Annotated in this window: 12 protein-coding genes; 2 read left to right on the top strand and 10 right to left on the bottom strand. The window is 66.6% G+C overall.

Annotated features, from left to right (window positions below):
- Position 1: 1 nt before the first annotated feature.
- Positions 2-478: a hypothetical protein gene (locus tag E3T41_RS18030; RefSeq protein ID WP_241991212.1), complete on the top strand. Its 477-nt coding sequence runs from the start codon at positions 2-4 to the stop codon at positions 476-478.
- Here the strand turns inward: E3T41_RS18030 and E3T41_RS15375 are convergent, their stop codons facing one another.
- The 6 genes from E3T41_RS15375 to E3T41_RS18025 form a co-directional block, all read right to left on the bottom strand.
- A complete protein-coding gene (locus tag E3T41_RS15375) occupies positions 479-2035 on the bottom strand; it encodes a methyltransferase (protein ID WP_134479291.1) in 1557 nt (518 codons plus the stop codon).
- 112 nt (positions 2036-2147) lie between these two features.
- Positions 2148-3272, bottom strand: a complete 1125-nt coding sequence (locus E3T41_RS15370; RefSeq protein ID WP_166791589.1) for an NAD(P)/FAD-dependent oxidoreductase — start codon at positions 3270-3272, stop codon at positions 2148-2150.
- Complete coding sequence (locus tag E3T41_RS15365; RefSeq protein WP_092448891.1) at positions 3272-3970, bottom strand: class I SAM-dependent methyltransferase; 699 nt, start codon at positions 3968-3970, stop codon at positions 3272-3274. The genes E3T41_RS15370 and E3T41_RS15365 overlap by 1 nt, the downstream gene beginning before the upstream one ends.
- Positions 3971-5185, bottom strand: coding sequence for a type III polyketide synthase (locus E3T41_RS15360; RefSeq protein WP_104133298.1), 1215 nt, complete (start codon positions 5183-5185; stop codon positions 3971-3973).
- Positions 5186-5360: 175 nt separating this feature from the next.
- Positions 5361-6266, bottom strand: a complete 906-nt coding sequence (locus tag E3T41_RS15355) for a phosphatase PAP2 family protein (RefSeq protein WP_166791588.1) — start codon at positions 6264-6266, stop codon at positions 5361-5363.
- 156 nt (positions 6267-6422) lie between these two features.
- Positions 6423-6770, bottom strand: coding sequence for a zinc-binding dehydrogenase (locus tag E3T41_RS18025; protein ID WP_166787448.1), 348 nt, complete (start codon positions 6768-6770; stop codon positions 6423-6425).
- A 213-nt stretch (positions 6771-6983) separates the two neighbouring features.
- Between E3T41_RS18025 and E3T41_RS15345 the strand changes: the two genes are divergently transcribed.
- A complete protein-coding gene (locus tag E3T41_RS15345; protein WP_092448894.1) occupies positions 6984-7922 on the top strand; it encodes a phosphodiesterase in 939 nt (312 codons plus the stop codon).
- Here the strand turns inward: E3T41_RS15345 and E3T41_RS15340 are convergent.
- From E3T41_RS15340 to pnuC, 4 genes are all read right to left on the bottom strand, one after another.
- On the bottom strand, positions 7852-9660 hold the full coding sequence (locus E3T41_RS15340; RefSeq protein WP_092448895.1) for a stealth family protein: 1809 nt from the start codon (positions 9658-9660) through the stop codon (positions 7852-7854). The two genes, E3T41_RS15345 and E3T41_RS15340, sit on opposite strands and share 71 nt — an antisense overlap.
- A gap of 289 nt (positions 9661-9949) precedes the next feature.
- Positions 9950-10378, bottom strand: a complete 429-nt coding sequence (locus E3T41_RS15335; protein WP_134479288.1) for a DUF1761 domain-containing protein — start codon at positions 10376-10378, stop codon at positions 9950-9952.
- 52 nt (positions 10379-10430) lie between these two features.
- On the bottom strand, positions 10431-12533 hold the full coding sequence (locus tag E3T41_RS15330; protein WP_134479287.1) for a thioredoxin domain-containing protein: 2103 nt from the start codon (positions 12531-12533) through the stop codon (positions 10431-10433).
- Between the two features lie 42 nt (positions 12534-12575).
- Entirely contained in the window at positions 12576-13241 is a 666-nt protein-coding gene (pnuC, locus tag E3T41_RS15325; RefSeq protein WP_092448898.1) for a nicotinamide riboside transporter PnuC, read from the bottom strand.
- Between the last annotated feature and the right edge of the window lie 148 nt (positions 13242-13389).

Genomic DNA, 13389 nt, shown 5'->3' with positions numbered 1-13389 from the left:
CGTGCTCGGTTTCGGCGTCACCCGCCGGGACTTCTACCTCGGAACAGCGCTGCTGTTCGTACTGATCTCGGCCGCCAACGCCCTCGCGTTCGCCCTGCTGACCCAGCTCGAACAGCTGACCGAGGAGTGGTTCATCGACACCTATATGTTCAACGCGCTCTGGCTCGGCATCGACGGGTTCTGGGTTGACCTTTTCTCGTTCTTCGTGATGCAGCTGCTCGTGTTCTTCATCGGGGCGTCGATCGCGACCATCTATATGCGCTGGCGCATGCCCGGCATGCTCGTGTTCTGGAGCTCGCTGGCCTTGGCCATCATCGGCGCGGTCACGATCATCACCTTCACGAGCAGCTGGCCGGCAGTTGCTATCTGGTTCGGCGCCCAGGGAATCGGCGGCATCTTCGCCTGGCTGCTTCTGCCCGCAGCAGTCGCCGGATTCGGCGGCTTCCTGGCTCTGCGCCGCGCGACCCCCAAGAACTAGCTACTTCAGGAAGCCGTCGACGAGCAGGGCGCGCACCTTGGGCAGCAGTTCGGCGGCAAGCGCTGGCTCGTCGGCGTCGAGCAGCTGGGCGAGCGCGCCGATGATGGCACCGACCGCGAGGTCGCCGTCGCAGGCACCGACCAATCCGGCCAGGGCCGTGTCGAGCGGAACCGAGCGGCCGAATCCGCTGCCCTGGTGCAGGGTCATGAGCGTCGGATCCGACTGGCCGGGCCAGTAGTGGCGCTCTTCGGTGACGTCGGAGGCCACTGTGAGGTTCGTGCGCAACAGGCGCGCATCATCCGTTTGAGCCTGCCAGTCGTGCGCGGCGAGACACTCGGCGAGGTGCGCGCCGAGCCCGGCCGGGTTGTGGCCCAGGGCATCGGGCAGGCGCTCGAGGCGACGCAGCGTCGGGGCGGAGATGGGCGCCTCACCGCCAGCGGCGGGTGCATCGCCGGCGGGCAGGCGCAACAGCAGGTATCCAAACCCGACGCGGCGCACGCCGCGCGCTTCGAAGTCGTTCAGCCAGGCGTTGTACAGCCGGTCGAAGTCGGGGCCGGGTCGGGTGCCGCCGTCGCGGATCCAAGTCTCGGCGTACTCGCCCGGCGTCTGCACCTCGCGCTCAATGATCCACGCGTCGAGGGCACCCGGCGTGAGCCAGCGCTCGAGTCGTTCGAAGGCATCCGTTTCATCGTGGTATTCCCAGTTGCCGAGCAGCTGCACGACGCCGCCGGGGGTGAGATGGTCGGCGGCCCCGCGCACGACGGCCTCGACCAGGGCGTCGCCGACCATTCCGCCGTCCCGATACTCGTAGCTCGGCACACCCTCGGCGCGCGGCGTGATCACGAACGGCGGGTTCGAGATAATGTGATCGAACCGCTCCCCCACCACCGGCTCGAACAGGCTGCCAAAGCGAAACTCGATATTGTCGATCTCGTTGAGCTCGACGTTCAGCGCCGCAAGCTCGAGCGCCCGCACCGAAATGTCGGTCGCGACGACCTGCTCGGCGTGCCGCGAGGCGTGCATGGCCTGGATTCCGCAGCCGGTTCCGATGTCGAGCGCCCGCTCCACCGCCGTCGGCATCATGAGTCCGCTGAGGGTGCGCGAGGCTCCGCCGATGCCGAGAACGTGCGTTTCGCCCAGCGGATGCCCGAGCGCCAGCTCCCCCAGATCGCTCACGATCCACCAGCTGCCGGCGCCGTGCGCGTCGATGAAGCTGTACGGGCGCAGGTCGACGAGCGGGCATACGTCGGCCGAACCGTCCGCCGCCACGAGACCGAGCTCCGCGGCGCCGACCGCCCCGAGCGTCGGAAGCGCGGCGTCGAGGTCGGCTCGCGGCACCGCGTCGCCGAGCAGGAACAGCCGGGCGAGGGTCGCGGCGGGCTCGTTCCGGCCGAGCTTCGCGGCGAGCGTGGCGAGCGCCCGCTGGGCCGGAACCCGCTGGTTGCGGCGGAGGGCAGCATCCGCTTCAATGCCCCATAATCCGGTCAGGCCGGGAACCGAGAAGTGGGCGGCAGCGAGGTCGGTGCGGAGGCGGGGAACGAGAGTTGCAGAAGTCACCCGTCTATTCAACTCGATCTGCGGCCCACGCCCGAACGTCAGGCCGGTGAATCTGCGCCCCGCTGAGCGGAGCCGGCATGTCGTGCATTAGACCGGCGACCTACCCGTCAGGTCACAGCCAGCGCATCGTGAACGCGCGGGCGACGAGTTCGTTGGCCGGCGGCAGGGTGAGCGAACGCACGAGGGCGTTGCGCGCACCGAGCCGCAGGCCACGGGCCGGCCGACCCATATTCATGTTGAATCCGGCCTGCACGGCCGCGCGGTGAGCGGCACTCCGGCGGGACCGGTCATAACCACCCAGAACGGATGCCGCCACCGCCGGCTCGAGCAGCGCCCGCTGCAGGGCCGGCGCGAGCGCAACGGCGTCGAGCCAGCCCAGGTTCATGCCCTGCCCGCCGATCGGACTAATCTGATGCGCTGCATCGCCGACCAGCACGATGCGGCCCGCCTGCATGCGCCCTGCAAGCCGCTGCTGCACTCCGAAGGCGCTCGCTGCCCCGAGCGGTTCGGCCACCCTGACGTCGGTTCGATGACGGACGAGCGCGGCCAGGTCGGCGCTGTCGGCTTCCGTGGCGAGAAAATCGGTCATCGCCACCCAACGGCGCCGGCCGCCGGGCAGTGGGAAGGACTCCACCACGCCGCCGCGCTCGAAATAGAGCACCGCACCGGTGTCGCCCGGATCAGGGTCGGCGAAGTCGCCCATGAGATAGGTTTCGCTGCGGCCGAGCTGCCGCCAGGTGATGCCGGCAGCCGCCCGCACCTGGCTGCGGGCGCCGTCCGCGCCAATCACATAGCGCGCCTCGATTGGGCCGGCGTCGGTCGAGAGCACGACGGCATCGCCGCGATCGTGCACTCCGGTGACCGTCACACCGCTGCGATACTGCCCCGGCCTGAGCTGGTCGAACCGGGCGCGCAACAGGGCCTCCGTCTCGTATTGCGGCACCGCGACCACGAATGGATATTCCGGCGCTGCCCGCTCGAACGACAGCTGCCCGAGCCTGCGGCCGTCGCAGCGTACCTCCCCATGGTGAATGCGTACCGCCCGGTCGAGCAGGGCGTCGGCGACACCGATAGAGGCGAGGGCGCGCAGCGACGGCGGGTGGATGCCGATCGCCCGCGAGCGCAGCGACGGCAGCTCGCGCTGCTCGACCACCTCAACATCGAGCCCGCCGACTGCGAATACGCAGGCGAGCATCGTACCGACCGGCCCGCCACCCACGATGACAACGTCACGCATCAGGCCGCATCCCAGCCCAGCACGAGCCGCGATGGCCTGCCGCGCGAAACGGTCCATCCGACCGGAACCGCGGCCCGCAGCTCGACGGCGGTGTAGCTGCGTTGAATCGAGGTGAGCCCGTCCGGCCGAATATAGGAGTGTCGAAAGAACGGCCAGGTAGCCGCCGCGAACCCGAGGTAGGCGAAGTTCGAGCGTTCGAGATCGGCGTGCAGCACCCGACGCCGTGCGAGCGATTCGGAGTCCACGAGCAGCCCCTTGAGCTCGTCGACGCTCAGGTGGTGCAGCACATGGTTGGAGACCACGAAGTCATAGTGCTCGCCCTCCGCGACAAGATCCGAGCTCAGCGCCCGCCGAAAAGTCAGCCCGGCAATCTTCGGCTGCGACGTCGCGAACACGTGCGCGCGGGCATCCGGGTCGATGCCGGTCACCCTCAGCCGCAGGCCGTCACGCACCGCCCAGCCGGCCAGCGCCCGCGACACATCGCCGCCGCCCGATCCGACATCGAGCAGCGTCAGTTCGGTCGTGGTTGACAGGGCGGGGCGGATGCTGCGGCGATAGATCCCCCACCAGCCCGAGACGACCGCATTGACCACCCGAAAATCCTGATAGGTGCGGGTGAGCATGGTCGGGTCACAGAGCGGGGAATCCATGATCTCCACCGCGTCGTGGGCGCGCACGCGCAGGGAGGGAAGGACCATTCAGCCCTCGATCACGGTCATCAGGCCGGACTCCACGGTGAGTCCGGGGCCGAACGCCATGGCGCAGACCCGCTCGCCGTCGGCCGTGGCCGGACCATCCAGAATAGCCTTCATCACGAACAAAATGGTCGCGCTGCTCATATTGCCGTTGGTGCGCAGCGTCTGGCGCGAAGGCAGCAGCTGGTCGGGGCGCAGCTCGAGCTTCGCCTCGGTCTTGTCGAGAATGCTGCGGCCGCCGGGGTGGATCGCCCAATGCTCGATCACCGAACTGAGCGAGGCGGGGGGCGCGAGGGTGAGCACTGCCGCGCCCAGAGTCGAGCCGACGGCATCCGCTTCGAGGGAAGCAGTGGCTGCGAGCTGCCCGGTGATCGACACATCGCGGGCGAACAGTGGGGCGAGCGCGCCCTCGATGTGCTCGTCGATGATGTGCGGAACGTAGGTGCTCAGAATCATCTCGAAGCCCTCGTCGCCGATTTTCCAGGCCATGTCGCCCTCGCCGACCGGCGTGATCACCGTTTCGAACAGGTCGAGGCCCAAGGCCTTCTCGCCCGCGAGCGGGGCCCGCGCGCTGACGATGCCGGCGGCCGCGCCGTCGGAGAATAGCGAGGAGGCAACGATGGTATCTGGATCGCTCGAGGTACGCAGGTGCAGCGAGCAGAGTTCGGCGCTGACCACCAGCACGACCGCGTTCGGGTCGGCCTCAACGAACTGCTTCGCGATGCGGAGGGCCGGCATCGCTGCGTAGCAGCCCATGAATCCCAGGTGATAGCGCTGCGTGCTGGCGTTCAGGCCAAGCTCCCGCACGAGCATATAGTCGGGGCCGGGCGCGTAGAATCCGGTGCAGGAAACGGTGACAACGTGCGTTATGTCTTCGGGACGAATGTCGGGGCAGGCGGCGAGCGCCCGGCGGCCGGCCTCGACGAACAGTTTGGTGGCCTCTTCGATGTAGAGCTCGTTGCGCACCCGGGTGCTCGGCATGAGCAGCAGCTGTTTGTGCGCGTCGAAGAACTGCGGTTCGGTCGAATCGTTGTCGAGGGTCAGCTCGGCGATCACGGTATGTCGCGTCTCGATACCCGACACGTTGAAACTGGTGCTGACCAGCCGTTGAGCTAGTCGGCTAAGTCCGGGCTGGGCGGCGAAGATATCGCGCACCTGCTCTTGGATCAGAATCGTCGGGGGTACTACGGTCTGGAGCGCTCTCAGCGTGACGGCCATAAATCAGTGTTGCACGCGACTTCTGTTCCGTACAGCCCTAGTGCGCCGAAAAATCGGCCCGCCACAGCTTTTCGGGGGCGCCAGGCCACAGAATTCCCAGCTGCCGTGCATAACTGCGGAGATTGTCGGAACACCCTCTGCGTCAAGCTGGTTGTGAACGGGCAGCGAGCGAAATCTACGGAAGGCGGGCGAACAGCCGCGTTCCGCTGAGCGCAAGCAGCAGGCCTGCGGTAACGATGGCCGCGACGCCACCGAAATAGGCGACGACGGTGCCCAGCGTTCCGACGCTGTCGAACAGGCTGCTGTTCACCACGAGGGTAGCGACAAAGGCCAGCACGGAGACAGCACCGAAGCCGACCGACAGCCAGCGAATAACGCGAATGGTGGATCGGCGCAGGCCGATGAAGGCGGGCCACCGTGAGCTGGAGCCGTCGCCGGCGGCGCGGGGCAGCGCCCCGACCCGCGGCCAGGCCAGCACGGCACCGGCCAGGCAGCCCCAGAAGGCAACCCAGAGCAGCCCGGCAATCACGTCACTGGGCCGATGCCACTGGTTGGCGAGCGTTGCGACCCCGGCCAGCACGGCGAAGGCGGTGCCCCAGCCGGCGACTATTGGCCGGGTGCGCGGGCTCGCCACCAGAAACACCACGAGAGCGGATGCCGCCGCCACCGTCGTATGCCCCGACGGGAAAGAGTTTCCGGCGTAGCCCTCGACGGCCAGATCGGGGCGGGCCAGGATGCCGTACTTGAGCAGCTGCGCGGTCGCCGTCGCTGCCCCGGCCGCCACCAGGGCGACGAGCAGGGTGCGCCAGTTGCGGCGCACGAGCGCGATGATCGCGGTCAGCACGACGCCGAACACCACGGCCACATCGGGCACAGAGTCGAGCACCCGACCGGTGAACGGGGTGATGCTGCGGCGGCCGAATTCGGCGCCGTTATAGGCGAGCTGGTCGGCCTCCTGGCCGGCATGGCCCCGCACGAAAAATAGGTAGAGACCGACGAATACGAGCGCGATCAGCGCGGCTCCGGCGAGGTAGCCATACGCCCCCTGTAGCGGAGCGTTCGGTTTGAATCTGGTGCGCACGGTCAAGCATGCCACAACCGGCTGGGAGCCCGAGCGGGTCGGCCTGGAACGGCCACGTCTCCGGAACAAATCGCAGACCAGCCAGCGCGCCGCGCCGGCGAGCCCCTTTCCCGGCCAGGAACGGCCGGACCGCGGCCCCGAGCACCCGGGACTCGCCTACCGGGTCGCGAGCACGACCTTGCCGCGCAGGTGCCCGGCCATCAGGTGACGGTAGGCGCCCTGCACCTGCTCGAGCGGAAACACCCGGTCGATCGGCAGCACGATCTCCCCGCTCCCGATCAGCGCGGAGAGGGCACGGAGGTCATCAATATCCGCGGCCTGACCGCCCACCTCGGTGATGCCGGCGCCAGCCCGGTGGCCACGCGCGGCGATCGTGTTGATCCGACCGCCGGGAACGCCCAGCTCGAGTGCCGCATCGATGGTCGCAGCGCCGTTGCAGTCGAGGGCGGCAGCCACAACCGGCGCGGCTGCTCGTCGTGCACGATGGTCAGAACGCTGGGCCACCAAATTCCTCAATGCGTACGTATCGAGCCATGCGGCCAGCCTCGGGTACGGATCCTGAGCACGATTCAATGACGGCACTTGCCCATTTACCCCGACCGATGCAGGATTAAGGTGTGGCGTACACCGGTTGTTCAAGTACATCTGATCGAATAGGTCCAAACATCGTGAAAGCGCGCCGGCAAAGCGCGTCCGCGACAAACGAATGGACGCTCCGTGAGCTTTCGAACGGCTGAATACCCCCGGCCGGATCATTTCCTGTTACACCTGAGCGACACCCACCTGCTGGCGGGGGGCTCGAAACTCTATGGCAGCGTCAACGTTGAAGCCCACCTGGCCGAGCTGTTCGCCGAGGTCGAGGCCTCCGGAGCCCAGCCAGAGGCCATCGTCGTCACCGGTGATCTCGCCGACAAGGGTGAGCCCGGCGCCTACCAGCTGCTGCGTCAGATCGTGGAGCCGGTCGCTGAGCGTCTCGGCGCCCGAATCGTCTGGGTCATGGGCAACCACGACAATCGCTCGGCTTTTCGCATCGAACTGTTCGGTGAGGTGGCCAGCGACGCGCCGATCGACCGGTCCTACGACCTCAACGGCCTGCGCCTGATCACCCTCGACACCTCGGTGCCCGGTCACCACTACGGAACAGTGACCGACCAACAGCTGCAGTGGCTCGCTGAAGAGCTGCGCGTACCGGCCCCCGACGGCACGATTCTGGCGATGCATCACCCGCCCATTCCGAGCGTGCTCGACCTGGCCACCGCCGTCGAGCTGCGCGACCAGGACCGTCTGGCCGACGTGCTGCGCGGCACCGATGTGCGCAGCATCATTGCCGGCCACCTGCACTATTCATCGATGGCCATGTTCGCCGGCATCCCCGTGTCGGTAGCGTCGGCAACCTGCTACACGCAAGACCTCAACGTTCCCATCGGCGGAACCCTCGGGCGCGATGGCGCCCGAGCGTTCAACCTGGTGCACGTCTACCCCGGCACGGTTTTGCACTCAGTTGTTCCGCTCGGCCACTACCCAACGCTCGACTACGTGGATGCCGCCGAAAGCGCGCGTCGTCTGCACGCTTCCGGCGTCGAGATTACGCCGTCGGAAACTCTGCCTGCACTGCGTGAGCCGCCAATGACACGGCCGATTCCGGTTCTGCGCTAGCGGCTAGGCTGGTCCGCTCCCACGGTGCCACGATCGGAAAGTACAGGTTCAGAAACGCAGTTACCGCGTCCCGGCGCACATCGGGCGTGATTTCCGGGTGGCTCCCATCATTGAGACAGAACATGTCCTGATCGCGGTGCTTGCGCAAATGGTTCATCTGCCGCAGGGCGATGCGCAGGGTCGTCTCGACGTAGAGCGAGCGCACCTGGGTCTGCGCAACCGCACGGCCGGTCATCAATGCGTAGTAGTGATACAGCGAATTGGTGACCGAGATGTCGGTCGCCGAGCGGAACCGGCTGGCTGCCGTGCGGCTGAAGTCCTCGGGAAACTCCCGCTCCAACTCAAGCAGCACGCTTTTGCGCATAGGCGCCGGCGTGTGCTCAAGGTGGCGGGTAGTGACTTTGCCGAAGCGGCCACGAAGCAGGGCACGGTTTACCCGTGCGGCGTTCTCAAACCCGCTGCGCGTCGGGTCGTTCTCGCCTAGACCGATTCGAGTGGCTGCTTCCACAAACTTGGTCACGCCGCCCGGCGAGAAGAACAGCTCGGGCCCGACCGGACGGCCGAAGAACATGTCATCGTTCGAATACAGAAAGTGCTCCGCAAGCCCCGGAATGTGCTGCAGCTGGCTTTCCACGGCGTGCGAATTGTGGATGGGCAGCACGCTCGTGTCGACGAAGAAATCTTCGCTGCGCATGATCGTCACGCGCGGATGCTCAGCGAGCCACTCCGGTGCCGGAGAATCGGTCGCGATGAAAATGCGACGAATCCACGGGGCGAACATGTAAACACTGCGGAGGGCGTACTTGAGCTCGTCGATCTGGCGAAAACGGGCATCCGAATCGTCGCCCTCGCCAACGACATAGGCCTGCATGCGCTTGGCACGTTCCCGCTGAAACTCGTCGCTCGAGCCGTCGACCCAGCTGAATACGAGATCGATGTCAAATGTGACGTCACTCGCCAGGTCGTCGAACATGTTTTGCAGGGTCAGCCAGGTGCGCCCGTACAGGTCGATCGTCGTTTCGCGGGCCTCGGAGCGCGGCAGCCGGGTGCGCATGAGTGCGTTCTCGACCGGCGCGATGATTTCGTCTTCACCGAAACGCCACAATTCGAGCTGAAACGCGGTCTGAGCCCCGTAGCGCAGGCGTCCAATCGGTTCGATCCGCGGGCGGTAGACCCGAAAAACCGACGACTTGCGTAACACCGTAAGAGCGCCGTCGGCGAGGAGAAATTGCTGGTTCACGTTGCCGCCCTGCGGCTTGGCGTAGAAGGGCTCATTGGCGAACGCCTCGCTAAGCACCTGGGTGATTTCCTTGCGACGCTTGCGGTCAACAGCGATGACCGGACGGTTGTGGTCGCCGCGCACGAGCAGAAAGTCGATTCCACCGCGGGTGAGGGCGTCGTAGACGGCGACGAGGTCTTTGACCATGGACTCGTGTGGCGTGTAGTGGCCATTGATCAACGCGATCTCGCCCTTGCGCACGACTACGTCATCCCGGTTGAAGCGGCGGGTGCGGGCATCCGGTGTGATCAACACCAATTCGGGCTCGTTGCTCAGGGAAAGAGTCGGGATCAAGCCGGTGTTCGTTGGCGGTTCGGGTTCGTTCGAGTCGTAGCCGACGGAGTCGGGGCGAAAAGCGTCGGTATCAAAAATGTCACCGCCGGAGGAATCGGGGTAACCGACTTTTGGGGATTCCGTGCGCGCATCCGGTTGTGCGTCTGGAATATCGAGTGTCGCCATGGTCCTCCTTGAAAAAGTGGAGCACTCAAACACGGGGCAATTCGAGCCTGTCCCGGGGAGTGCGGCCGAAAAAGCCGGCATGAACGCTGCTCTGCCTGTGTCTCGAACAGCTGATTCGCAGGAAACATGGTGCCGCCGAGATTCTCGATGAGCGACCAGCGGCCGGTGACACGCAGGGGCGTTCTCCTCAGTGTACGTCCCTGATGCCGGTAGTTTGCTGCACCCGCGCAACGGCGGGCGGGCCTCAAAAACGGATGCTGCGGCATCCGTTTCGCACAGTTGGTGCACGTTAGAGGGCGGAGATGCCGAACAGGCCGATAATCAAGGCCATGAGCAGAATGGTCACGAGTTCGTGGGCCAGGTTGAGCACGGTGAGGCCGGCCGGGCGGCGGTCGAAGGCGTCGTGGGTGACCATGCGGGCTGCGGTGAATCCGACCCAGAGGATGAGCCCGGTGAGCAGGGTGTTGAACAGAAAGTTGCCGCCGTAGAAGTTCTGGGCGATCGCCGCGGCGCCGGCCAGCACGGAGGCGGTGACGAAGCTGACGATGACCGTGATGATAATAGCGCCGGTGCCGCTGCCCTTCATGCTTTCCTGGGTGTGTCCGACGGCTTTCATCCAGTACCGGCCGAAGACCGCGCGGGTGTACCAGATCAAGCCGACGACCATGCTCGATGCGGTGGCCAGGAGCACAGCCCAGATGTTGATTTCGGGAACCATGAGGGATCCTTTCGGCTGGTCCTGAACGTGGGGCGTAGGCGGTATCCCGATGTTAGTGCTTGTGTGGCCCGCCCAATTGTTGCTGTTCAGCGGCAATTTTGGCCAGAAGCGCGGCGGTGGCGTCGATCGGCGGCAGTTGAGCCGGGTCGGTGACCGGCAGTTGGCAGACGAAGTCGCGGCAGAGGTACGCGGTGGGCTGGCCGGTCTGCGCTGTTCGCGCGGCAAAGAGATCGAATCCCGCGTCGTCGAAGGCGCAGGCCTGCGATTCGGTCACGGCGACGACTACGCCAGCCGGATGGCGCCGGGCGAGGTCGAGCAGGGTGGGGTTGAGGCCGGTGGCGCCGTGGGCGGTGGCGTCAGGGTTGGTGGGGTTGGTGGGGTCGGCGCGGACTCCGTCTGGCTCGTCTGGCTCGTCTGGCGAGACGATGACGAGCTGCTGGATCGGGGCGTTGAGCTCGTCGAAGAGGCGCAGCGCGGCGCCGAAGGCGAGCGGACGCTGCGGAGCGAGGGTGGCGACCAGGCTGAGTCCAGCCGTCGCGGCTCGGCGGTAGCGGTCGTCGCCGGTGAGCTGGTGGAGTAGTACGGCCGCGTCGACCGTGGCGGATAGTCCGGAGGGGTAGGCGCCCTCCGACGGGTCAATGGCGCTGACCAGGCCCTGCGCGGTGAGTACGGTATCCGAGCCGTGCGGCGGGCGAAAAGCGGGGCTCGATGCCGTCGTGCTGACACCGGGGTCGGTCACTGCACCGGCCCAATCAGCAGCGTCGGTGGTGTCCGATAGCGTTCTGTCGAGCAGGTGACGAGCCCGGGTGGCGTATGTGACGTCACCGGTGACGAGAGCAAGTTCAAGGAGTCCCCGTGAGTACATGCCGTAGTCCTCCAACGTGGCCTTCGCATCCGAGGAACGTTCGCCGGAGGCAGATCCGCTGACGGAGGCCCGTACCAGCGTGCCATCAGCGCGCTCGTGGCGCACGCGCAGATAGTCGGCCGCGCGGCGGGCGGCGGCGATCAGGTCGGGCTGGTCGAAGGCGAAGCCGGCTCGGGCCAGTGCTTGGATGGCGAGGCCGTTCCAGCCGGTGAGCACCTTCTCGTCGCGGGCTGGCGGGGTCTGCCGGAGGCGGTCGCTCGCTTCGAGGGCGTAGTAGCCGCCCTCGACGCGCTGGCCGTCGACTGTGCTCTCCGAATCCTGGGCACTCGCGAAACCGCCGCTCGGCAGCTGCATCACGTCGCAGAGAAAGCGTGCGATTCCCTCGGCGACGTGGCGTGCCCACGGCGCTTCGGTGAGCATCCAGGCGCGGGTGTAGAGGCCGAGCAGTTGAGCGTTGTCGTAGAGCATGCGTTCGTAGTGCGGATCGCTCCAATCGCGATTGACGGCGTACCGAAAGAAGCCGCCCTCGATCGGGTCCCGCAGGGGTGACGCTCCCATGAGTTTGAGCGTGCGCACGGCGAGCTCGGGGCCTGGGTCGTCGATCCCACCGTGCCCGAGCAGAAAGGAGAGTGCCGGCGCCACCGGAAACTTCGGCGCGCCGCCGAAGCCGCCGAACGAAGCGTCCTCGTAGGCGACCAGTTCGGCCACCGCCTGGTCGAGCCGGTCGGCATCGGGTCCAGCACCGGGCCCGCCGCCGGACGCGGAGCCGACTCCCGCGGCCAGGTCACGCGCCGACTCGGCGAGCATCTCTGCGACCCGAGCCGCGCCCGCAGTCAGGTCCGCGCGGCGCGTGAGCCACGCATCCGTCACCGCGGTCAGTACGTCGCGAAATGACGGATGCCCCGGCTGCCCGACCGGCGGAAAGTAGGTTCCGGCATGAAAGGCCCGCCCGTCGGGCGTGACGAACACGTTGAGCGGCCAGCCGAGCCCGTCGATAAACGCGCTTGCCGCGGCCAGGTAGCTCGCGTCGACGTCGGGGTGCTCCTCACGGTCGACCTTGATGCTCACGAAGTGGGCGTTGAGGTACTCCGCGATGGCCGGGTCGCTGAAGCTCTCCCTGGCCATGACATGACACCAATGGCAGGTGGAATAGCCGATCGAGACAAGCACCGGCACGTCCCGCTCGAGCGCTTCGGCGAAGGCCTGCTCGCCCCAGCCGAACCACTCCACCGGGTTGTCAGCGTGACTGCGGAGGTAGGGGCTGATGGCGTCGGCGAGGTGATTGGGCATGTTCCATTCTGCTCCCGCTTGGCCAATTCGAGCGAGCCGGGCCTAAACGACGCCGAGTAGTGCACTCCGGCGGCGTTGTACCCGCACCCAGACGATGAACCCGATGATGGTGAACGCCCCGTAGAACAGATACAGCACGGCGGATGCATAGTAGCCGGCGCTGATCAGCAGCGGCACCCCGACTACGTCGACGGCCACCCAGATCAGCCAGAACTCGGTCCACCCCTTGGCCATACCATAGGTCGCGAGCAGCGAACCCGTGAAGATCCAGGCATCTGCCCAGACCGGTTCGAACGAGCCGAGCGCACGAAAAATCGGGGTGAGCACGAGGGTGCCGGCGATCAGCCCAGCGGCGAGCAGAATGCGGGTGCGGTTGCCAGCCCAGTGCGGCGCGACGGCAACGTGCACGGCGGAATTGCGGCTGCGCTGCCACTGCACCCAGCCGAAGATCGACACGACGATGAACATGATCTGACGGCCGGCCTGCCCAAGCAGGTTGACCGGGTTCGGCGTCCCGAACACGGCGCCGAGGAACACTGTGAACAACAGCACGTTGCCGACGATCCCGACCGGCCAGGCCCAGATCTTGCGGCGCATGCCCCCGACGGCGCTCGCAATTCCGAAGGCGTTGCCGATGACCTCGCGCCAGAGAATGGTCTGGGTGCCAAGCTGCAGCTGCGCGTCGAATAGCCATTCAATAGGATTCATGGGATCTTTTCTGCCAAACGGCACGCGCTCGCGCACCGGCGCGGGGAAAACGCAGCACACCCCAATGTACGCCGTTGCACAGCCGTGGCCCCACGGACCGTCGGTCGCCGGGGCCACTCATAAGCGGATGCTGCGGGCTAGTTCACCT

Origin of the sequence: Cryobacterium sp. Hh38, from assembly GCF_004403235.1 — a bacterium.
GTDB classification, from domain to species: domain Bacteria; phylum Actinomycetota; class Actinomycetes; order Actinomycetales; family Microbacteriaceae; genus Cryobacterium; species Cryobacterium levicorallinum.
The sequence above is the reverse complement of the archived record's forward strand: the minus strand, read 5'-3'. Positions and strand labels throughout refer to the sequence as shown.